18 protein-coding genes are annotated in these 22214 nt (G+C 68.9%); 5 read left to right on the top strand and 13 right to left on the bottom strand.

Annotated elements, in window-relative coordinates; all coding sequences use genetic code 11:
* Positions 1–121: 121 nt before the first annotated feature.
* The 13 genes from secG to HBK84_RS06330 form a co-directional block, all read right to left on the bottom strand.
* Entirely contained in the window at positions 122–376 is a 255-nt protein-coding gene (gene secG, locus HBK84_RS06390) for a preprotein translocase subunit SecG (RefSeq protein ID WP_035962057.1), read from the bottom strand.
* 57 nt (positions 377–433) lie between these two features.
* Entirely contained in the window at positions 434–1252 is an 819-nt protein-coding gene (gene tpiA / locus HBK84_RS06385; RefSeq protein ID WP_085107501.1) for a triose-phosphate isomerase, read from the bottom strand.
* A gap of 96 nt (positions 1253–1348) precedes the next feature.
* A complete protein-coding gene (pgk, locus tag HBK84_RS06380) occupies positions 1349–2572 on the bottom strand; it encodes a phosphoglycerate kinase (RefSeq protein ID WP_206069204.1) in 1224 nt (407 codons plus the stop codon).
* Positions 2573–2657: 85 nt separating this feature from the next.
* Complete coding sequence (gene gap, locus HBK84_RS06375; protein ID WP_167318461.1) at positions 2658–3665, bottom strand: type I glyceraldehyde-3-phosphate dehydrogenase; 1008 nt, start codon at positions 3663–3665, stop codon at positions 2658–2660.
* Positions 3666–3899: 234 nt separating this feature from the next.
* A complete protein-coding gene (gene whiA, locus HBK84_RS06370) occupies positions 3900–4892 on the bottom strand; it encodes a DNA-binding protein WhiA (RefSeq protein WP_167318460.1) in 993 nt (330 codons plus the stop codon).
* Between the two features lie 51 nt (positions 4893–4943).
* Positions 4944–6017 (bottom strand): uridine diphosphate-N-acetylglucosamine-binding protein YvcK, encoded by a 1074-nt coding sequence (gene yvcK / locus HBK84_RS06365; protein ID WP_094067113.1) that lies wholly within the window; start codon positions 6015–6017, stop codon positions 4944–4946.
* 27 nt (positions 6018–6044) lie between these two features.
* Positions 6045–6962 (bottom strand): RNase adapter RapZ, encoded by a 918-nt coding sequence (rapZ, locus tag HBK84_RS06360; protein WP_085107506.1) that lies wholly within the window; start codon positions 6960–6962, stop codon positions 6045–6047.
* Between the two features lie 58 nt (positions 6963–7020).
* Positions 7021–9084, bottom strand: coding sequence for an excinuclease ABC subunit UvrC (gene uvrC / locus HBK84_RS06355; protein ID WP_144996613.1), 2064 nt, complete (start codon positions 9082–9084; stop codon positions 7021–7023).
* The gene (locus HBK84_RS06350) at positions 9077–9766 is read right to left on the bottom strand and encodes a 1-acyl-sn-glycerol-3-phosphate acyltransferase (RefSeq protein ID WP_206069203.1); all 690 of its coding nucleotides are present in this window, start codon (positions 9764–9766) and stop codon (positions 9077–9079) included. The genes uvrC and HBK84_RS06350 overlap by 8 nt, the downstream gene beginning before the upstream one ends.
* An 11-nt stretch (positions 9767–9777) precedes the next feature.
* Positions 9778–10464 (bottom strand): HAD family hydrolase, encoded by a 687-nt coding sequence (locus HBK84_RS06345; RefSeq protein ID WP_144996609.1) that lies wholly within the window; start codon positions 10462–10464, stop codon positions 9778–9780.
* Positions 10461–13568 (bottom strand): excinuclease ABC subunit UvrA, encoded by a 3108-nt coding sequence (gene uvrA, locus HBK84_RS06340; protein ID WP_370520631.1) that lies wholly within the window; start codon positions 13566–13568, stop codon positions 10461–10463. Before uvrA ends, HBK84_RS06345 begins: the two co-directional genes overlap by 4 nt.
* A 200-nt stretch (positions 13569–13768) precedes the next feature.
* Positions 13769–15577: an MDR family MFS transporter gene (locus HBK84_RS06335; protein WP_167318459.1), complete on the bottom strand. Its 1809-nt coding sequence runs from the start codon at positions 15575–15577 to the stop codon at positions 13769–13771.
* Complete coding sequence (locus tag HBK84_RS06330) at positions 15574–16125, bottom strand: MarR family winged helix-turn-helix transcriptional regulator (RefSeq protein ID WP_167318458.1); 552 nt, start codon at positions 16123–16125, stop codon at positions 15574–15576. Before HBK84_RS06330 ends, HBK84_RS06335 begins: the two co-directional genes overlap by 4 nt.
* A 303-nt stretch (positions 16126–16428) precedes the next feature.
* On the opposite strand from HBK84_RS06330, the gene HBK84_RS06325 reads away from it, so the two are divergent.
* The 5 genes from HBK84_RS06325 to HBK84_RS06305 all read left to right on the top strand — a co-directional run bounded on the left by HBK84_RS06325 (position 16429) and on the right by HBK84_RS06305 (position 22190).
* Positions 16429–17085 (top strand): MBL fold metallo-hydrolase, encoded by a 657-nt coding sequence (locus tag HBK84_RS06325; protein WP_144996605.1) that lies wholly within the window; start codon positions 16429–16431, stop codon positions 17083–17085.
* Positions 17082–18068 carry a bile acid:sodium symporter family protein gene (locus tag HBK84_RS06320; protein ID WP_240919124.1) on the top strand — a complete coding sequence of 329 codons (987 nt, stop codon included), beginning with the start codon at positions 17082–17084 and terminating at the stop codon, positions 18066–18068. Before HBK84_RS06325 ends, HBK84_RS06320 begins: the two co-directional genes overlap by 4 nt.
* Before the next feature lie 198 nt (positions 18069–18266).
* Positions 18267–20879, top strand: a complete 2613-nt coding sequence (locus HBK84_RS06315) for an RNA helicase (RefSeq protein WP_167318456.1) — start codon at positions 18267–18269, stop codon at positions 20877–20879.
* 85 nt (positions 20880–20964) lie between these two features.
* Positions 20965–21693, top strand: a complete 729-nt coding sequence (locus tag HBK84_RS06310) for a sigma factor-like helix-turn-helix DNA-binding protein (RefSeq protein ID WP_206069202.1) — start codon at positions 20965–20967, stop codon at positions 21691–21693.
* Positions 21690–22190 (top strand): hypothetical protein, encoded by a 501-nt coding sequence (locus HBK84_RS06305; protein ID WP_064846600.1) that lies wholly within the window; start codon positions 21690–21692, stop codon positions 22188–22190. The genes HBK84_RS06310 and HBK84_RS06305 overlap by 4 nt, the downstream gene beginning before the upstream one ends.
* Positions 22191–22214 lie beyond the last annotated feature (24 nt).

The raw sequence follows: 22214 nt of genomic DNA, 5'->3' as shown, positions 1-22214 counted from the left end.
GGCCCGGACCGTGAAGGTCCGGGCCGACGTCGTCTGCTCTACTGAGTTCTTCTGCTGTGCCGAGTTCTTGTGCTGTGCCGAGTCGTGGCGACCGGATCCGCCGGTGCGCGTGCGGCGGGTCTCAGACCCCCGGGCCGCTGAAGCGCATCAGCAGGCCATAGCTCACGATGGCCAGGACCCACACGATCGCCAGAACGGTGGTGATCCGCACCACGTTCTTCTGCGCGGCGCCGGAGGTGTTCAGCGACTGGGTCATCCCGCCACCGAACATGTCCGACAGACCGCCGCCCTTGCCCTTGTTGAGCAGGACGAACATGATGCACAGGATGCCGGTGACCACGATGATCACCTGGAGGGCGATCTGGAGGATCTCCACGAATAGCCTCGATTCACGAATCTCGGGGGCGGGTCAACCGTCAGCGATCGGAGGGGATCACTGGTCGGTGACCAGGTGCTGCTCGAACCGGGTAATCTTAGCAAATTCCTCCGCGTCCAGACTGGCACCGCCCACCAAGGCGCCGTCCACGTCCGCTCCCCCGAGGATGTTCGCGACGTTCGAGGACTTCACCGAACCGCCGTAGAGCACCCGCGTGGCCTTCGCGAAGTCCTCGCCGTACAGCGATTCGAGTTCCGCGCGGATCGCGTGCGCCATCTCCTGGGCGTCCTCGGGTCCGGCCACCTCCCCCGTGCCGATGGCCCACACCGGTTCGTAGGCCACCACGAGGCCCTCGAGCTCGCCGGCGTTGAGCTCGGCGAGGCTCCCGCGCAACTGCTCGAGCGTGTACTGCACGTGCTCACCGGCCTGGCGCTGCTCGAGACCCTCGCCGATGCACAGCATGGGGGTCAGGCCGTGACGGATCGCGGCGCGGACCTTGTCGCGGCACTGCTCATCGGATTCGGCGTGAATGCTCCGCCGTTCGGAGTGCCCCACGAGCGCGTAACGGCACCCAAGCTTGGCCAGGAACTGGCCCGAGATGTCTCCCGTGTACGCCCCGGAGTCCTGGTCGGAGAGGTCCTGGGCGCCGTAGGCGATCTGCAGTCCGTCGCCCTCCACGAGGGACTGCACGGAGCGCAGGCCGGTGAACGGGGGGAACACCGCGACCTCCACGCGGGAGAAGTCGTGCCTGGCGTCCTTGAGCGTCCACGCGAGCTTCTGCAGCAGGGCGATGCCCTGCGTGTGGTCCATGTTCATCTTCCAGTTGCCCGCGATCAGGGGCGTGCGGTCGAAGACACCATTGGTCTGGGTGGTCATGGCTGAATCTCCTTCGGTCGTGCGGCGTGGCTGTAGACGGGGGCGGGCGCGTGGGGCCCGCGGCGGCGGGCCCCACGCATCACGGTGTGTGGCGGCTCAGGCGCCCAGCGCCACGAGGCCCGGCAGTTCTTTACCCTCGATGTACTCGAGCGACGCGCCACCCCCCGTGGAGATGTGGCCGAACTGGTCGTCCCGGTATCCCAGGTTGCGCACGGCGGAGGCAGAGTCGCCGCCGCCGATCACGCTCATGGCGTCGGAGTCCACGAGGGCCTGCGCCACGGTCTTGGTGCCGTTGGCGAACGCCGGCATCTCGAACACGCCCACGGGGCCGTTCCAGAACACGGTCTTCGCCTCGGCGATCGTGCGCGCGAACAGTTCGGCGGACTCGGGGCCGATGTCCAGGCCCAGGCCGGAGTCACCGATCTTCCCACCCTCGATGTCCGAGACCGGGCGGACCTCGTGCTCGGCGTCCTTGGAGAACTCGGAGGCGTACACAACGTCCACCGGCAGCACGATCTCGGTGCCCGCCTCGGCGGCGCGGTCCAGGTAACCCTTGACGGTGTCGATCTGGTCCTTCTCGAGCAGGGACGAACCCACCGCGTGGCCCTGGGCCGCGAGGAACGTGAAGACCATGCCGCCGCCGATGAGCAGCGAGTCCGCCTTACCGATCAGGTTGTCGATCACGGCCAGCTTGTCGGAGACCTTGGACCCACCCATGACCACCACGAACGGGCGCTCGGGATCGGAGATGACCTTGCGCAGGACGTCCACCTCGGTCTTGACCAGGTCACCCAGGTAACCGGGCAGCGCGCGCGCGATGTCGTACACGGAGGCGTGCTTGCGGTGCACGGCCCCGAAGGCGTCATCCACGTACGCGCCGTTCTCCCCCGTCAGGGACGCGAGCTCGGCCGCGAACTCCTCCCGCTCGGCGTCGTCCTTGGACGTCTCGCGCGGGTCGAAGCGCACGTTCTCGAGCACGAGGATCTGTCCGTCCTGCAAGGCCTCGGCCTTCTCGCGGGCGTCCTGACCCACCACGTCCGAGGCGACGACGACGTCCGCGTCCGCGAGCTCGGCCAGGCGCGCGGCGGCCGGCTCGATCGAGTACTTGGGGTCCACGGTGCCCTTGGGGCGCCCGAGGTGCGCCATGACGATCAGGCGTGCGCCGGCGTCGGCGAGCTTGGTGAGCACCGGTAAGGACGCGCGCACGCGACCGTCGTCGGTCACGGTGGAACCGTCAAGCGGAACGTTGAGGTCCGAGCGCACGAGCACGCGGCGACCCGCGACCCCCTCCGCCATGAGATCGTCCAGTGACTTGGCCATATCCGTCATCCCTTCCTGTGGTGATGCCGTACTGATGACAATGGCGCCGGTACCCGCGGGCACCGGCGCCACTGAGCGGTCTGACTCAGAGCTTATCCGCTACGTAGGAGACGAAGTCCACGAGACGCAGGGTGTAGCCCCACTCGTTGTCGTACCACGCGATGACCTTGACCTGGTTGCCGATGACCTTGGTCAGGGGCGCGTCGAACACGGTGGAGACGTCGTAGCCCTCGATGTCCTTGGAGACGAGCGCTTCCTCGGAGTACTCGATGATGCCCTTGAAGGGGCCCTCGGCGGCCTGCTTGATCGCGGCGTTCACGGACTCGGCCGTGACGTCCTTCTCCACGTCCACGGTGAGGTCCACGAGCGAGCCGGTGGGAACCGGGACGCGCACGGCGAAGCCGTCCAGCTTGCCCTTGAGCTCGGGCAGCACAAGGCCCACGGCGGCGGCGGCACCGGTGGTCGTGGGGATCATGCTCAGCGCGGCGGCGCGGGCGCGGCGCAGGTCCTTGTGCGGGGCGTCGTGCAGGCGCTGGTCACCCGTGTAGGCGTGGATCGTGGTCATGAGACCGCGCTCGATGCCGAACTCGTCGTTGATGACCTTGGCCAGCGGCGCGAGGCAGTTGGTGGTGCAGGACGCGGCGGAGACCAGGTTCATGTTGGCCGAGTCGTAAGATTTGTGGTTCACGCCGTAGACGAACGTGCCGTCCACTTCCTTGCCCGGTGCGGAGAGCACGACCTTCTTGGCACCGGCGTCCAGGTGCGCCTGCATCTTGGGGCCGGTCGTGAACCTGCCCGTGCACTCGATCACAATGTCCACGCCGAGCTCGCCCCAGGGCAGCTTGGAGGGATCGGCCTCGGCCAGGAACTTCACCTGGTGGCCGTTCACGGTCATCATGTCACCGTCCAGGGTGACGTCCGCGCCGAGCCGGCCCATGACGGAGTCGAACTCGAACAGGTGCTTCAAGGTCTCCGGATCCGTGAGGTCGTTCACCGCGACCAACTCGATGTCGTGGCCGTGCTCGGTGTACAGGGCCCGCGCGAAGCAGCGTCCGATCCGTCCGAAACCGTTGATGCCAACCTTGACTGTCACTGCGATCTCCTCTGTCTGTCGGGGGTTGGCGGGTACCGGTCCGTCGAGATGTGGGATCCAAACCAAACGGTAGAAATCCCACACTCTGTTCTCGACGTCGTCCGAGGCCCGCCGGGTCTTCCGGTTATATTCTACCGAGAATTGACGCGGTTCAACAGGGGCTCGACGCACATTCAGGCGACTCCCCCGTAAACCCCACACAAACCCACAGCACCGGCGTGTTGTCCGCGGGTGCTACCATGCGCGGCGCTGTTCCGACCCAGCGTGCGCGGCGAACTCGGCGGTCGTGGCCACACCCAGTTCCTCGGCACGGCGGTCCGCCATGGCGAGCAGTCGGCGGATCCGCCCGGCGATCGCGTCCTTGGTCAGGGGCGGGTCCGACAACCGACCCAGCTCGTCCAGGCTTGCCTGCTTGTTGGCGACCCGGAGCCGGCCGGCGGCCCGCAGATGCTCCGGGGCGTCGTCCCCGAGCAGGTCCAGGGCACGCTCGACCTTGGCCCCCGCCGTGACCGCGGCCTGCGCGGAGCGGCGCAGGTTGGCGTCGTCGAAGTTCGCGAGCCGGTTGGCCGTGGCGCGCACCTCCTTGCGCATCCGGCGGTCCTCCCACTGCAGCAGCGCGCGGTGCGCGCCCAGGCGCGTGAGCAGCGTGGCGATCGTGTCCCCGTCGCGCACGACGACGCGGTCCGCCCCGCGCACCTGCCGCGCCTTGGCGAGCACGTCCAGCCGACGCGCGGAACCCACGAGCGCGAGCGCCGCCTCGGGACCGGGGCACGTGAATTCCATCGCCGCGGCCCGCCCCGGTTCGGTGAGCGAACCGTGGGCCAGGAAGGCACCTCGGATCACGGCGGCGGACTCCTCGACGCTGCCGTTGACTACGGTGGGCGGCAGACCGCGCACGGGACGACCGTGGGCGTCCAGCAACCCGGTGCGCCGGGCCAGCGCCTCACCGTCGCGGGCAACCCGCACGACCCACGTACGGTCCCGGCGCAGACCACCGCCGCTGATCACCCCGAGCTCGCACTCGTGGCCGAAGACCTCCCCCACGGCGCGTGCCGCGCGGCGCGCGACAGATTCGGTGTCCAGCTCCGCCTGCACCACGATCCGCCCGCCCACGATGTGCAGCCCGCCCGCGAAGCGCAACAGCGCCGAGAGCTCCGCCGCGCGCACCGCGGACTTGCGCACCTGCAGGTGCGAGAGTTCTTCCTTGACCGAAGCGGTCAATGCCATGGTTGTCGATCTCCTTGCCGAGTACGTGTGCTGCGCGGCGGGGGCTCCCGCTCAGCGCTGCGCGTTCATGATCTGTTGATAGGCCGCGGCCAGTTTGAAGGGGTTGTGCACCGAACTGCCGCTCGTGTCCCGCAGCGAGTCCCAGTGCACGACGGCGCCGAGCTGGGCGGCCGCCGCCTCGACGTCCTTGGGGGACTCCGCGGCGGACGGGTCCGCGAGCACCACGTCCAGGCGCAGGTCTGGGGCGTAGCGCTTGAGCACGCGCAACTGGTCCCCCGATCCCATGCTGAGGGTCTCGGAATCCCGGGAGAGGTTCAGCGTGACGAGACGCTTGGCCGGGGACCGACAAATCGCGTCCCGCAGTTCGGACAGCAACAGGTGCGGCAGTACGGAGGTGTGCCACGACCCGGGACCGAGCACGACCCACGCGGCCTCCTCGATCGCGGTGACGGCCTCCGGGCACGCGGGGGCGTCCGCCGGGGACAGGCGCACGTTGCACACGTCCGCCTCCTTGGCGAGCCGTGACTGGCCCGTGACGGTGCGCGTAATCTTCTCCGGGGGGCACTCCTGCGTGGGATTGCTCCCGGGCGAGACATCCCCCTCGATCACGAGCGGGAGGCAACTCATGGGTAGCACCTGGCCGCGCGCACCCAGCAGCGCACCGGCCCAGCGCAGTCCCTCCACGGGGTCGCCGAGCAGCTCCCACAACGTCACGATCAGCAGGTTCCCCAGGGCATGGTTGTCCAGACCCTCGTCCGGGTGGGTCTTGATGCTGAACCGGTGCTGCATCACGTCGCTCCACGTGCGACCCCATTGGGAGTCGTCGCACAGCGCCGCCAGCGCCATCCGCAGATCGCCGGGCGGCAGGACGCCCAGGTCGTTGCGCAGTCGACCGGACGATCCGCCGTCGTCCGCGACCGTGACCACGGCCGTGAGGGCCGGTGCTAACAGACGCAAGGCGGACAGGCTCGCGGACAACCCGTGACCGCCACCCAGGGCGACCACGGAATCGGCATCCGTCAGGGACGCACGCGCGGAGGCGTCCAACGAGTGGTAGGGGTCCACGTCGCGTCGGCTGCTCAGCGGCAACCGGGGCAACGCACCCGTCGTAGGAAAGTTAGTCATGGAATCCGTAATTTCTGGGGGGCGGGACTACTCGCGGCCCAGGTCCCGGTGCTGGATGTTGACGGTCACGCGGGGGGACTTGCTGAGCCGCCGCGCGACCTCCTCGGTGATCGCCACGGAACGGTGCTTGCCTCCCGTGCACCCGATGGCGATGCTCGCGTAGTGCTTGTTCTCGGTGCGGTAGCCGGCGAACACCGGTTCGAGCATGGCCACGAAGCGGTCCACGAAGGTCGGCGTGCCGTGGTGGCCGAAGACGTAGTCCCGCACCTCGGGGTCCTTGCCCGTGCGCGGGCGCAACGCGGGGACCCAGTGGGGATTGGGGATGAAACGCACGTCCGCGAGGAAGTTCGCGTCCGCGGGCACGCCGTACTTGAACCCGAAGCTCATGACCGTGAGCCGCAACACCACCGGACCGCTCGTGGAGAACATGTCCGCGACGGCCTTGGTCAGCGCGTGCACGTTGAAGGACGAGGTGTCCAGCACGGAGTCGGCGGTCTCGCGCAGATCGCGCAACAGCTCGCGCTCGGCGCGGATCCCGTCCAGGATCCGGCCGCCCGCCTGCAGGGGGTGGGGGCGGCGCTGGAGCTCGTAGCGCGAGACGAGCACCTCGTCCGAGGCCTCGAGGAACAGCACCGAGAACTCCACGCCCGAGCGTTCGAGCGCGGCGAGGGTCTCACGCATGTCGTTGAACAGTGCCTTGCCACGCACGTCGATCACCACGGCGAGCTTGGGCAGGGTCTGCGGGGTCCGCGACACGAGGTCCGCCAGCGTCCCGAGCATCTGCGGGGGCAGGTTGTCCACGACGTACCACCCGAGGTCCTCGAGCGCGTTGGCCGCCGTGGAGCGACCCGCCCCGGACATCCCGGTCACGATCAGCAACTCCGCCGTGGGGGGCTTCACCGGTTCCAGGGTGGAGGGCGTGGCTTCCGGGGGTGGGCTGCTCATGTGGTCGCGGACCGCCTGATCTTCCGACTGCAGGGTTCGTTTCCAGGGTAGACCAGTTTCAGTCGAGCAGTTCGCCCGTCTCGGTATCCACAGCGGGCTCCCGGGCCTCGGTGCCGCCCCCGAGGGCCTGCGCGACCTTGGTGGCCAACGCGGGCCCGAAGCCCTTGACCTCAAGGATCTCCTCCGCGGTGGCGGCGCGCAATTTCTTGACCGAGCCGAAGTGCTTGAGCAGGGCCTTCTGCTTGGCCGGGCCCAGCCCAGGCACGTCGTCGAGCGCGGAGACCGTCATGGCTTTGGAGCGCTTCTGCCGGTGGAACGTGATCGCGAAACGGTGGGCCTCGTCGCGCACGCGCTGCATGAGGAACAACCCTTCCGAGGCGCGGGGCAGGATGACCGGGAACTCGTCGTCGGGCACCCACACCTCCTCGAGCCGCTTGGCCAGACCCACCACGTGGACATCGTCCACGCCGAGGTCGTCCAGGGCGCGCTGGGCCGCCGCGACCTGGGGCGGGCCGCCGTCCACGATCACGAGATTGGGGGGATACGCGAAGGCGCGCGCGGGCGCGTCGTCGGCGTCCGGGGCCACCTCCCCGCTGTGCACGCCCTTCTCCGCGGCGCGGCGCTGCTGTTCGAGGTGGCGGGAGAACCGGCGGTGGATGACGTCGTACATGGACGCGGTGTCGTCCCGTGCGGCGTCGCCAGTGATCGAGAACTTGCGGTACTCCGACTTGCGCGGCAGACCGTCCTCGAACACGACCATGGACGCGACCACATTGGTGCCCTGGACGTGGGAGATGTCGTAGCACTCGATGCGCATGAGGGCGTCCGGGAGGTCCAGGGCCTCCTGCAACTGCTGCAGGGACGCCGAGCGCGTGGTCAGGTCCCCCGCGCGGCGGGACTTGTGCAGGGCCAGAGCCTGGCGCGCGTTCTCCGCGACGGTCTCGAGCAGCTGCGCCTTGTCACCGCGCTGGGGCCGTTGGATGGCCACCTGGGAACCGCGCAGCTCACTGAGCCAGTTGCGCAGCTCGTCCGCCTCGTCCGGTTCCGCGGACACGTACACCGTGCGCGGGATCGTGTCCTGGCGGTACGCGAGCTCGGACGTGCGGCGGTGCTTGGCGACCACGTCCGTGCTCCCGCCTGCGGTCTGTTTCCTGCGGGCCGACGGCGCGGGGGCCAGTTCCGATTGCGCCTCGCCGTAGACCTGTTGCAACAGGTGGGTCATGAGCTGGGCGGTCGTGACGTCCTCGACCTTCTCGGTGATCCACCCGCGCTGACCCCGGATCCGGCCACCACGCACGTAGAACACCTGGACCGCGGCCTCGAGCTCGTCCTCGGCGATCGCGAAGAAGTCCGCGTCCGTGGTGTCCGCGAGCACCACCGTGTTGCGCTCGAAAGCCCGCTCGAGCGCGCCGACGTCGTCGCGGCGTGCCGCAGCGGTCTCGAAGTCCATACGCTCGGCGGCCTCGTTCATTTGCCGCGTGAGCTCCCGGATGTACGGCTTGGCGTGTCCGGCCATGAAGCGGCACAGGTCGTCGGCGAGCCGGCGGTGGTCCTCGCGGGAGATCTCCCCCACGCACGGCGCCGAGCACTTGTCGATGTAACCCAGCAGGCACGGCCGGCCACTGCGCTCGGCGCGCTGGAACACACCCTTGGTGCACGTGCGCACGGGGAAGACCCGCAACAGGGCGTCCAGGGTGTCCCGGATGGCCCACGCCTGGGAATAGGGGCCAAAGTAGCGGTTGCCCGGTTTTTTCTCCCCGCGTGTGACCATGGCCCGCGGGACGTCCTCGGACATCGTGACCGCCAGGTACGGATAGGACTTGTCGTCCCGGTAGGCGATGTTGAACCGGGGCGCGAACTCTTTGATCCACGTGTACTCGAGCTGCAGGGACTCGAACTCCGAGCCCACCACGGTCCACTGCACCGCCGCGGCCGTGGTGACCATGGTGCGGGTCTTGGGCGCGAGCTGGTGCAGGGGCGCGAAGTAGGACGAGAGCCGGTTGCGCAGGTTCTTGGCCTTGCCCACGTAGATCACACGGCCGTGTTCGTCCCGGAACCGGTAGACCCCCGGATTGGTGGGGATGTCCTGTCGGGCCGGTCTGTAGCTCGCCGGGTCAGCCACGCCCGGCGTCCCTCTGCACGGACGGGGACACGTTGTACACGTCCTTGCGCGGTTGCCCGGACAGTGCCGCGATCGTGGTCATGATCTGCTCCACGTGGGTTTTGCGCAGCTTGCCCGTCTGGTGCCCATGGGACTCCGGTGTGGGGATGGGCTCCCCCACGTGCATCTCGAACTTGGCGGGGCGGATCGTGGTAGCCCCGGGCGGTTGTAACCGCTGGGTGCCGATCAGCCCCACGGGCACCACCGGGGCGCCCGTGACGTAGGCCAGGTAGGCCACGCCGGAGTGCCCGCGGTACAGGTAACCGTCCCGGGAGCGCGTGCCCTCCGGGTAGATCCCGAACACGTTGCCCTGCTTGAGGTGTTCCACGGCGGGATCCAGGGCCGCCACGGACTCGCTCTGCTGACCGCGGGTCACGGGGATGATGTCGATGAACTCGAAGGCCTCGCGCATGAGCTTGCCCTTGATCCCGGGGCTGTTGACGTACTCCGCCTTGGCGATGAACTTGACCCGTCGGGGCATGAACGCGGAGATGATGACCGAGTCCAGGAAGGACAGGTGGTTGGACGCGATGATCACGGGGCCGTCCTGCGGGAGGTTCTCCAGACCCGTGATCACGGGACGACACAGCAGCCTCAGGGCGCGCGCCACCGAGGCCTTGGTCAGGTCGTATTTCGTGATCACTGCTCGCTCCCCTACCGGTCCGTATATTGCTGGAGCAAGTGTGCCAAATCCCCGGGCTCACGAGCGACAGCGGCACACACGTCCCGCAGTTCCCCGGGTTGCGCGAAGCCCCATCCTGCGCCCAGGCAGTCGATGCCGTGGCTGCGGGCACCGTCGGCGTCGTAGCTGCGGTCCCCGATCATCACGGTGCGTGCGGGGTCCGGGGGCAGCGCACCCATGCGCCGCAGAGCCTCTCCGATGATCGCGGGCTTGTCGTGCAGCCGCCCAGACCCGCTCGGTTGCGCGAGATCGTCCGCGGCGCCGCTCACGGTCTCGAAGTACTCGTCCAGCCCGAAACGCGACACGACCTCCACGGCGATGTGTTCGGGCTTCTGGGTGGCCACGGCCTGACGCACGCCGCGCTCGCGCAGCGACCCCAGCACCTCGCGGACACCCGGATAGACGCGCGAGCGGTCCAGGCCCTCCGCGAGGTACCCGGCGCGGTACACCGCGGCGACCTCCGCGATCCGGTCCTCGGGGACGTCCGTGAACCGGCGCAGGGACTCCCCGATCGGCGGTCCCACGAAGCGCCCGAGGTTCTCGGGCACGGCGAAACCGCACGAGCGCAAGGCGCCGGCGATCCCGTCCGTGATGGCCCCGGCGGGATCCAGGACCGTGCCGTCCAGGTCCCACAGGACGATGGGGCTCTGGACGCTCATGCCCGGTCCCCCACCGCGGCCTCGGCGCGCTGCCGGTTCTCCTGCGTCCCGTCGGCCGGTTCCGCGTCTCCCGGGGCCTCCGCGCCGTCCGCGGTGTTGCCCGGGTCGGCAGCGTTCCCCGGGCGCGCGGCCTCGCCGGAACTCGCAGTGCCGTCCGCGTCGCTGCGGTGGGCGGCCTCCCGGGTGGCGGAGTGCTCGAGCACCTCGCGTACGAACTGCCCCGTGAAGCTGTCCTTGTTGCGAGCGACCTGCTCCGGGGTGCCCTGTGCCACGACCGTGCCACCGCCGGATCCCCCGTTGGGGCCCAGGTCCACGATCCAGTCCGCCGACTTCACGACGTCCAGGTTGTGCTCGATGGTCATGACGCTGTTGCCCTTGTCGACCAGGCTCTGCAGCACCATGAGCAGCTTGCGGATGTCCTCGAAGTGCAGACCCGTGGTGGGCTCGTCCAGGACGTAGATCGTGCGCCCGTTGGAACGCTTCTGCAGTTCCGCGGCGAGCTTGACGCGCTGAGCCTCACCGCCGGAGAGCGTGGTGGCGGGCTGACCCAGCCGCACGTACCCGAGGCCCACCTCCACGAGCGTGGTGAGGTAGCGCGCGATCGCGGTGAACGGCGCGAAGAACTCCGCCGCCTCCTCGATGGGCATGTCCAGGACCTCCGCGATGTTCTTGCCCTTGTAGTGCACCTCGAGGGTCTCGCGGTTGTAGCGCGCGCCCTTGCACACCTCGCACGGGACGTAGACGTCCGGCAGGAAGTTCATCTCGATCTTCAGCGTCCCGTCACCCGAGCATGCCTCGCAGCGCCCGCCCTTGACGTTGAACGAGAACCGGCCTTGCTGGTAGCCGCGGACCTTGGCCTCTTGGGTCTCCGCAAACAGCTTGCGGATCCGGTCGAACACGCCCGTGTACGTGGCCGGGTTGGAGCGCGGGGTGCGCCCGATGGGGCTCTGGTCCACGTGCACGACCTTGTCCAGGTGCTCCAGACCGTCGATGCGCCTGTGCCGACCGGGCACCTGCTTGGCGCCGTTGAGCTGATTGGCCAGGCTCGTGTAGAGGATGTCGTTGACGAGCGTGGACTTCCCCGAACCGGAGACGCCCGTGACGGCCACGAAGACCCCGAGCGGGAAGTCCACCGTGAGGTTCTGCAGGTTGTTCTCCCGCGCACCCACGACCGTGAGCTGCCGCTTCTTGTCCACGGGACGCCGCGTCGTGGGGACTTCGATCAGCGTGCGGCCGGTGAGGTAGTCGGCCGTGATGGACCGGCGGTTCTCGAGCAGCTGGTCGTAGGTCCCGGAGTGGACCACGTCCCCACCGTGCACGCCCGCGCCCGGGCCCACGTCCACGATCCAGTCGGCCTCGCGCATGGTGTCCTCGTCGTGCTCGACCACGATGAGGGTGTTGCCCATGTCCCGCAAGCGCAGCAGGGTGTCGATGAGTCGGCGGTTGTCGCGCTGGTGCAGCCCGATGGACGGCTCGTCCAGGACGTAGAGCACGCCCACGAGCCCCGCACCGATCTGGGTGGCGAGCCGGATGCGTTGTGCCTCCCCGCCGGACAGCGTGGCCGCGGCCCGCTCCAGGTTGAGGTAGTCCAGCCCGACGTCGATCAGGAACGTCAGGCGCGCGATGATCTCCTTGAGCACCTGGTCACCGATCCTGGCCTCGCGGGTGTCAAGGTCCAGCTGCTGGAAGAACGCGAGGGAATCGCGCATGGGCAGGCGGGTGGCCTCGGCGATGTTCTTCCCGCCCACGGTGACCCCCAGGATCGTGGGGTTCAGCCGCGCTCCCCCGCACTCGGGGCACGCCACCTGGCGCATGTACTGCTCGTAGCGGTCCTTGGCGTGATCGGACTCGGTCTCCTCGTGCTTGCGCTTGATATAGCCGAACACGCCCTCGAAGCCCTGCGTATACCGGCGCTCGCGGCCCCACCGGTTGCGGTAGGCCACGGTGACCTTGTAGTCCTTGCCGTGCAGGATGGCCTTGCGTGCCTTGGCCGGCAGGTCCTTCCACGGGGTCACGAGGTCGAATCCGGCCTCCTCCCCGAGTCCGGCGAGCAAGCGGTTCCAGTAGTCACTCGTGGCTTTGCCCAGGGACCACGGCGCGATGGCGCCCTCCACGAGGGACAGGTCCGGGTTGGGAACCACGAGGTCCTCGTCCACCTCGAGGCGCGAACCGATGCCGTCGCACTCGGGGCACGCGCCGAACGGGGCGTTGAACGAGAACGAGCGCGGCTCGATCTCGTCCGTCTGCAGCTCGTGCTCGTTGGGGCACGCGAGGTTCTCGGAAAACGTGCGGCGGGTCTCGTGCCACGGGGACTGCTCGCCCTCACGGGTCACGAGCTCGATGACCACGCGTCCGTCCGCGAGGTTCAGGGCGGTCTCGACCGAGTCGGTGAGTCGCTGCCGGGCGTCCGGCTTGGCCGTGAGGCGGTCCACGACCACGTCGATCGTGTGCTTGTACTGCTTCTTGAGCTTGGGCGCGTTCTCGAGCTGAACGGTCTCGCCGTCCACGACGGCGCGCGCGTATCCCTGGGTGCTCAGCTGCTGGAACAGGTCCTGGAACTCGCCCTTGCGGCCCTTGACCACGGGGGCGAGGACCATGAACCGGGTGCGCTCGGGCAGCTCGAGCAGCTGGTCCACGATCTGCTGGGGCGTCTGCTTGGTGATGGGCTCACCGCACACCGGGCAGTGCGGGTGGCCGATCCGCGCCCACAGCAGACGCATGTAGTCGTAGATCTCGGTGATCGTGCCCACCGTGGAGCGCGGGTTGCGCGAGGTGGACTTCTGGTCGATGGACACCGCCGGGGACAGCCCCTCGATGAAGTCCACGTCCGGCTTGTCCACGCGGCCCAGGAACATCCGGGCGTAGGAGGACAGCGACTCCACGTAGCGGCGCTGACCCTCGGCGAAGATGGTGTCGAAGGCCAGGGAGGACTTCCCGGACCCGGACAGCCCCGTGAACACGACCATGGAATCGCGGGGGATGGTCAGATCCACGTTCTTGAGGTTGTGCTCGCGGGCACCCTGCACCACGATCTCGGTCAGGTCCGAGACACCGGAGGCGCGGGTGCGCGGGGCACGGTCGTGGGCCACTCGTTCCGCGAGCACGGAGCTCGACGAACGGTCACTGGGAGTTCGGCGGGTTTGCTCAGACACGGCAGTCACTCTATTACTAGCCACCGACACGACGAGCGGGTCCAGGGGCGAATCCGCGCAGCGCGCAATGCGACCTCCCGGCCGGATCGCGCGCTGCGCCGTCGTCCGTCGTGTCCCCTACGAGTGGGCGACCCACTCGGCAGCGGGGCACCCTACTCGGCCCGGTGCCTAGGGTGGGGATGCGGGTGCGCGGTCCCCGCGGCGTCGGGCTCGACCGGCGCGGCGTGGGCCCCGCGGGCCGAACGCGCCGTCTCCTCGGCGCGTTCGCCGTGGGAGCGCCGCAGCCCGGAGGCCTTGGGATCGACCACGGGCAGCTCACCGGTCTCCGCGTGCTGCATGCGCAGCCCGGCCGCTTCCACGGGGTTGACGCGCTTGGTCACCATGGTGATCTCACCCGTCTCCGGGTCCACCTCCGCGACGTCCACCGTGGTGCGCAGCGGCACCTCCTTCATGAGCAGCACGCACACCAGGGTCACCAGCGATGCGATCCCGGCCACGAGGAAGAGCAACCCGGTCCCGGTGCCGTACGCCTCACGAATGGCCTCCAACACTGCCGGGGGCAGCCCCGCGAGGTCGATCGACGCGGCGTCGGGCGTTTGGTGGGCATCCAGACCGTGGTCCGCGGCAAACTGGGACATCTCGCTCGAGAGGTGACGCGTGAGCAGCGCCCCGAACAGAGACACCGCCACGGCGCCACCCACGGTGCGGAAGAATGCGACCGCGGAGGACGCGGAACCCATGTCCTTCAGGCCCACGGTGTTCTGCACGGCGAGCACGAGGTTCTGGTTCAGCGTGCCCACGCCCAGACCCACGAGGCAGATGAAGATGCCCACGAGCCACGCGGGCGTCGCGTGGGTCAGCTGGGACGCCAGGAACAGACCGATCGCGAGGATTACCGCGCCCGCGATCAACACCCGCTTCCACCGGCCGAAGCGCGTGATGAGCTGGCCTGCGATCATGGAGCCCAGGAACGATCCCACGACCTGCGGGAGCATGAGCAGCCCGGATTCGGTGGGCGTGTAGCCCTGGCCCAGCTGGAAGTACTGACCCAGGTACGTCGTGGACGCGAACATGGCGCCACCCGTGGCGATCGCCGCGATGATCGCGAGCACGGTGGTGCGCTCGGTGACCACGTGCAGGGGCATGGTCGGTTCGCTCGCGCGCCGCTCCACCAGGATGAACGCCAAGGTGCTGAGCACGCCCACCACGATCAGCAGGATGGACTCCCACGAACCCCAGTCGAAGAGCTTGCCCGCGAAGGACACCCACAACAGCAGGGAGGACGTGGCCACCGCGAGCAGGGCCATACCCAGGAAGTCCACTGTGGGCGCCGTCTCACGCGTGGTCTCGGGCAGGTGCAGCGTGCGCACGATCAGCACGGCCGCGAGGATCGACAGCGGCACGGGGATCAGGAAGCACCAGCGCCACCCGAACGCGTCCACGATGAGCCCGCCCAGGAGCGGGCCCACCGACGTGGCCACGGCCATGACCGCGCCCATGTACCCGGCGTACCGGCCGCGCTCGCGCGGCGGGATGATCGTGCCCAGGATCGTCTGGGCCAGCGCCATCAGGCCGCCCATGCCCACGCCCTGGATCACGCGTGCCACCACGAGCACGGTGATGGATCCCGCGAGACCCGCGGCGGCGGAACCGATCACGAAGATCGCGATGGCCATGAGCAGCAGCTTTTTCTTGTCGAAAAGGTCCGCGAGTTTGCCCCACACGGGGGTCGTGACGGCGTTGGCCAACAGGGTGCCCGTGACCGTCCAGGACAGTGCCGTCTGGTCTCCGCCCAGGTCCGCCATGATGACGGGCAGTGCCGTGCCGATGATGGTCAGGGTGACCATGGCCATGAAGAACGCGGCCAGGATGCCGGTCAACGCCCGCAGGACGTCCCGATGCTCCTGGTCGCTCGTTCGCGTAGTACGCGCCTTACCGCGCGTGTCCTGGGCTGCCGTCACGGGCTGTTCTCCTTTCCGCGACCGGGGTCACCGGACGCCGTGGGGTGCGGGGATCCGGGCTGCGCCCCGGGCTCCGGCGCGGTCGTGGCCGCCGTGACCCGGGACATGCCCAGTGATGTCAGGAAGAGTTCGGTGAGCCGGTTGAGGTCCACGCGTGTGCGTTCTGCCTCCTCCTCGCCCAGGTCGCCCAGACGGGCGACGAGGGTCTCGGCGTCCGCGCGCAGGTTCGCCTCGAGGGCCTTGCGACCCTCGGCGGTGATCTCCACGATCTGCGCGCGTCCGTCCTCGAGATCCCGTGTGCGGGTCACGTACCCGAGGTGTTCGAGGGCGCTCAGGTGTCGGCTCATCCCTGAGGCCCCGAGGCCGGACTCGGCCACGATGTCCTTTGCCCGGCGTCCGGGCACGCACGCGAGATAGCTCAGGATGTTGGTGTGCACCATGGACAGTTCCCGGTGCAGCGCCGCTGCCTTGAGCACCTTGCGGGTCACGCGTTGCAGCTCGAACAAGTCGCGCACGAGCTCCTCGGCGGTCGCGTGTGACACGCCCATCCACTCCCCCGTTCCTCGGGTGCCGGGTCCGTAGCGCGCGGTCCGCACCCGGTGCGGGCGGTCATGAGTTCGTTGCTGCCCACCCGGGCGATCCGCTGGGTTCGCAGGACTCGGCGGTCGACGCCGCTCGGTCGGGCGAGTACGCGGCGCTCGGACGCCGCCAGCTTATTTATTTGCTTCGCGCAACTATATATCTTTACGCTCCGGTAGTCCATCACCGGGCGTGTCGTCTGCACTACATGCACCTCCCCACGCGCGGCCGCGTATTAGCCCGGCGTGACTCGGCGGCCTAGAATCGTGGGCATGATCGCTACCCAGACCGAGATCACGGAACTCGCCGACATCACCATCCGCCGCATTTCGGTGAGCGAGATGGACAACAACGTGTACCTCCTCACCTCCAAGGAGCACGGCACGCAGGTGCTCATCGACGCCGCGGACGACGCCCGCGCCATCGCCGGTCTCGTGGCCGCCGGGTCCGGGGACTGCTCCGACTGGGGGAACCTGCAGTTGATCATCACGACCCACTCGCACTGGGACCACGTGCGCGCGCTGGAGTCCGTGGCCTCGCATTCGGAGGCCATGACGGCGTGCGGTGCCGCGGACGAGAACGACATCTCGGTGCCCATGGACCTCACGTTCGAGAACGGGGACACCGCCGAACTCGACGGTTTCGAGCTGGACATCATCGAGCTGCGCGGGCACACCCCAGGCTCCATCGCGGTGGTGTACCGGGACCCGTCCGGGCCCGCCCACATCTTCTCGGGTGACTCCCTCTTCCCCGGCGGTCTCGGCAAGACGAACTCCCCCGATGACTTCCAGCAGCTCTACCAGGACGTCACCGAGCGGATCTTCGACGAGTTCCCGGACGACACCGTGATCCACCCGGGCCACGGCGACCCCACGACCCTGGGCGCCGAACGCCCGCACCTGCAGGAGTGGAAAGAACGCGGCTGGTGAGCGCCGCCTCGTCCGGGGCCGCGGCCCCGGCGCGTAACACGGCGGACCGGGCCGCGTACGTCGCCGTCTTGGCCTTCCCCCTGTTGGTGCTCGCGGGCGGGGTGGTCGGATACGCGTTCGCCCCCACAGTGCACCAGGCCGCGGGCTGGACGAATCCCCTGCTGGGTCTCGTGATGTTCGGGATGGGACTCACTCTGCGTCCCGTGGACTTCGCGCTCGTGGCCAAGCGCCCGGTCCCGATCGTCGTGGGTGTGTTGGCCCAGTACGTCCTCATGCCGACCATCGCGCTGCTCGTGACCTGGCTGCTGCAACTGCCCCCGGAGATCGCGGCCGGCGTGATCCTCGTGGGCTGCGCCCCGGGCGGCACGTCCTCCAACGTGGTGTCCTACCTGGCCCGCGGTGACGTGGCCGTGTCCGTGACCATGACGTCCATCTCCACGCTGCTCGCCCCGCTGCTCACCCCGTTCCTCACACTGTGGCTCGCGGGCGCGTATATGCCGCTCGACGGCGCCGCCATGGCCACGTCGATCGCCCTGATCGTCCTCCTGCCCGTGCTCGCGGGACTCGTGGTGCGCCTCACGCTACCCCGCGTGGTCGAGCGTTTGCTACCCGTGCTGCCGTGGGTCTCGGTACTCGGCATCGCCGTGATCGTGGCGGTCGTGGTCTCTGGCTCGGCGGACAAGATCATCCAGGCGGGACTGCTCGTGCTCGCCGCCGTCGCGATCCACAACGTGCTCGGGTATTTGCTGGGCTACGCGGTCGGCCGGGTAACCGGACAGCCGGCTCCCGTGCGCCGGACCACCGCGGTGGAGGTCGGCATGCAGAACTCCGGACTCGCCGCGGGTCTCGCGGCGCAGTACATGTCCCCGCTCGCGGCCCTGCCCGGCGCGGTGTTCTCGGTGTGGCACAACCTCTCCGGCGCGGTCTTCGCGCTGCTGTGCCGCCGGGCGGATTCGGCCGCGGCGCGGCGCGCGAACATCTGACGACGTCGCGACGTCGTTCCCATGCCGCCGGGCCTCGTTCCCTCCGGGGCCGCCCTTGGTCGACCGGACCCGCCGCGCACCACGGGGCGTCGTGTTGGACCCGGCCCCGCGGTACCGCGGTGAGGGGACGACGTCGCCCGCGCACCCCCGCAGGACACGCCCGTATGCGTGTCCGCGGGGGCCGATAGGCTGACGGGGATGAAACTCCTCGATTCCCTGGCCCCCAATCTCTCCGCCCCCGGGCACCGGTACCTGCGCGGTGATTTCGCGTCCAACCCCCTGAGCGAGGACGAGATCTACGAGGGGTTCCTCGGCTGGATCGCCTCACGGGACATGGAGCTGTACCCCGCCCAGGACGAAGCCGTGCTGGAGGTCGCCAACGGGTCCAACGTGATCCTCGCGACCCCCACGGGGTCGGGTAAGTCCACCGTGGCCGTGGCCGCGCACTTCGCGGGGCTCGCTCGCGGGGCTCGCTCGTACTACACCGCGCCCATCAAGGCCCTGGTGTCCGAGAAGTTCTTCGACCTGTGCGAGATCTTCGGCGCCGAGAACGTAGGCATGGTCACGGGTGATTCCGCGGTCAACCAGAACGCCCCGATCGTGTGCTGCACCGCGGAGATCCTCGCGAACGTGGCCCTGCGTGAGGGTGCGGACGCGGACCTCGGCGTGGTGATCATGGACGAGTTCCACTTCTACTCCGATCCCCAGCGCGGCTGGGCGTGGCAGGTGCCACTCATCGAACTGCCCCAGGCGCAGTTCCTGCTCATGAGCGCGACCCTCGGGGACGTCACCCGCATCGAGAACCGCCTGAACGAGACCACGGGCCGTTCCACCGCGCTCGTCTCCTCCGCGGAACGCCCCATCCCCCTGCACCACTACTACTCCGAGCGCCCCGTCCACGAGGAGCTCGAGGAACTGCTCAGCACCCACCAGGCCCCGGTGTACGTGGTGCACTTCTCGCAGCTGCAGGCCGCGGAACAGGCCCAGAACCTGATGTCCGTGGACGTCCTCAGCAAGGACGAGAAGCAGCGCGTGGCGGAGCTGATCAAGGACTTCCGCTTCTCCGCGGGCTTCGGCAAGACGCTCAACCGGCTCGTGCGGCACGGGATCGGGGTGCACCACGCGGGCATGCTGCCCAAGTACCGCCGCCTCGTGGAGCAGCTCGCCCAGACCGGGCTGCTCAAGGTGATCTGTGGGACGGACACCCTAGGCGTGGGGATCAACGTGCCCATTCGCACCGTGCTGATCACGGCGCTGTCCAAGTTCGACGGTCGCCGCACCCGCCGGCTCAGCGCCCGCGAGTTCCACCAGATCGCGGGCCGCGCGGGCCGCGCCGGCTACGACACCGCGGGGACCGTGGTGGTCCAGGCCCCCGAGCACGTCATCGAGAACGAACGCGCCATGGCCAAGGCCCGGGCCAAGCACGGGGACGATCAGAAGAAACTGCGTCAGGTGCCCAAGAAGAAGCCGCCGGAGGGCTTCGTGTCCTGGAGCCGCAAGACGTTCGAGTCGCTCGTGGCCGCCCAGCCCGAACAGCTCACGTCCTCCTTCGCGATCACCCACTCCATGGTCCTGAACATGCTGCAGCGGCCCGGGGACAACATCGGCGCCGGGTACCGCTTGCTCACGAGCGTGGACGAACCACGGCCGCGCCAACGCCTGCTGCTGCGCCAGGCGCTCGCGATCCTCAAGGAACTGCTGCGCGCGGGCGTCGTCGTACGCCTGCATGAGCCGGACGAGACCGGGCGCCGCTACCGGCTCACAGTCGAGCTGCAGGAGAACTTCGCGCTGAACCAGCCGCTGTCCCCGTTCGCGCTGGCCGCGCTCACCCTGCTGGACCCGGAGTCGGAGACGTACGCGCTCGATGTCGTCTCTGTCATCGAGGCCACGCTGGAGAAACCGCGCCAGGTGCTGAACCTGCAGGAGAAGAAGGTCAAGGGCGAGGCGCTCGCGACCATGAAGGCCGACGGCCTCGAGTACATGGAACGCATGCGCGAGTTGGACGAGATCACGTACCCCCAGCCGTTGCGGGAACTGCTCGAGCAGTCGTTCGAGACCTACCGAACCTCCGCCCCGTGGGTCGCACAGTTCGAGCTTTCTCCCAAGTCCGTGGTGCGGGACATGTACGAGCGCGCCATGACGTTCGGAGACTACGTGCAGTTCTACGGTCTCGCCCGCTCCGAGGGCATCCTGCTGCGCTACCTCTCGGACGCGTACAAGGCCCTGCGCCAGACGGTCCCGGTGGACGCCACGACCGAGTCGCTCACCGACCTGGTGGAATGGCTCGGGGAGAGCATCCGCCAGACCGACAACTCCCTGCTGGACGAATGGGAGAAGCTGGCCTCCGGGGAGGAATCCCCCATGGGCACGGGCGCGGACTCCCTCAAGGAACTCGTGGCCGAACAGCCGGAAGGCGTCACCGCGAACCCCCGTGCGTTCCGCGTGATGGTGCGTAATGCCCTGTTCCAGCGCGTGGAACTGTTCGCGCAGGAGAAGGACAAGGTGCTCGGGGCCCTGGACGAGAGAACCGGGTGGGACCGCGACCGCTGGGCGGACGCGATGGACACGTACTTCGACGAGTACGAGGACATCTACACGGACGCCCAGTCCCGCGGGCCGTCTCTGATCCGCATCACCGAGGACCCCGAGGGAATGACCGGGTTCTGGACCGTCACGCAGGTCTTCGACGATCCGGACGGGCACCACGACTGGGGTATCAACGCGCGCGTCGACCTCGCGGCGTCGGACGAGGACGGCTTCCCCGTGGTCCTCGTGGACAACGTGGGTCCCATCACCGACACGAGACGCTGAGCACCGGTTATCCCAGAAGCCATGCATGTGGAGACGCATCATCGGATAATATGCACTTTAGGATGCATAGGGTGAGGAGGAGTTCGTGTTCGCCCTGACGATCGACCGCCGCGATTCCCGCGGCCGCGCCGCCGAGCTGCACATGGGACGGCAGCGCACGGCTCTGCAGGAGGAACTCCCCCGCCCGGTCCTCGATTGGGAGATCAGCGCGGGCGATGAGCTGCAGGCGCTCTACGACGACGCCGCCGCGATCGTCCGCGCGGTCCTCGCGCTCGCCGACGCCGGGCACTGGCACGTGGGCGTGGGCATCGGCGCGGTGGACGACCCCCTGCCGTCGTCCGTGCGCGAAGCTACGGGCGAGGCCTTCGTGGCCGCGCGGGATGCCGTGAACGCCGCGAAGGAGCGCGGCCGTCCGGTCGTGGCCGGCAACGAGTGGGCGCGGCGGGCGGGCAGCGTGGTGGATCTGGTGTGTGCCGTGCGGGCCCGGCGTTCCGAGGCCGGGGCGCAGGCCACGGAACTCGCCGACCGGGGGCTCACGCAACAGGAGATCGCCGAGGGGCTCGGGATCACCCAGTCCTCGGTGTCCCGGCGGCTCAGCGCAGCGCTGTGGCACGAGGAACACACGGTCCACGAGACCCTCGAGGCGTTGTTCCGACTCGCGGACGAGCACTCCCCCTCTGGCCACGCTCCGGACGCCGCGGCCCCCTCAGCGCAGGACGCCACCTCCTCGAAGGACGCCCACCCATTGAAGGACGTCTCCTCGCCGGAGGATGTCGCCTCGAGTGGCGACACCACCTCGGGCGGTGACGCGTGAGCTTCCTGCGCCCGCTCACCACCGCGGTCCTCCCCGCAGCCCTGGTGCTGACCACTGCGATCTGGACCGTGTTCGCGGGGACCGTGCCCCGGGAATGGGCCTATCCCGCGCTGCTGATCGCCGGGGCCCTGTCCGGCGACCCTGTGGTGCGCGGGGTCTTCCGCTTCGCGGACGTCTCCCACGAACGCCTGCGTCCGGCGAAGAGCCCGTGGGACGACTCCGAGGCCACGGCGGAACCCGTGGACCCGCCGCTGCGCGGAGGTCTGGTCATCGGTGCGCTGGAACGCGCCGGCGCCATCGTCTCGCTGCTCACGGGCATGGTCGCCGGGATCGGCGTGGTCGTGGCGATCAAGGGCCTGGCCCGCTACGGCGAGTTCACCAACGCCCAGCAGCGCGAACAGTTCATCATCGGCACCCTCGTGTCCCTGCTATGGGCCGCGTTGTTCGCCGGTGCTGCGCTGTGGTGCACGACGCCGCGGGGCCCGTTCCCAGGATAGGGAACGGGCCCCGCGGACCGGTTC

Origin of the sequence: Kocuria sp. KD4 (assembly GCF_011769905.1) — a bacterium.
Lineage (GTDB): Bacteria > Actinomycetota > Actinomycetes > Actinomycetales > Micrococcaceae > Kocuria > Kocuria marina.
Note: the sequence above shows the minus strand (reverse complement) of the source record. Positions and strands in the feature narration are given on the sequence as shown.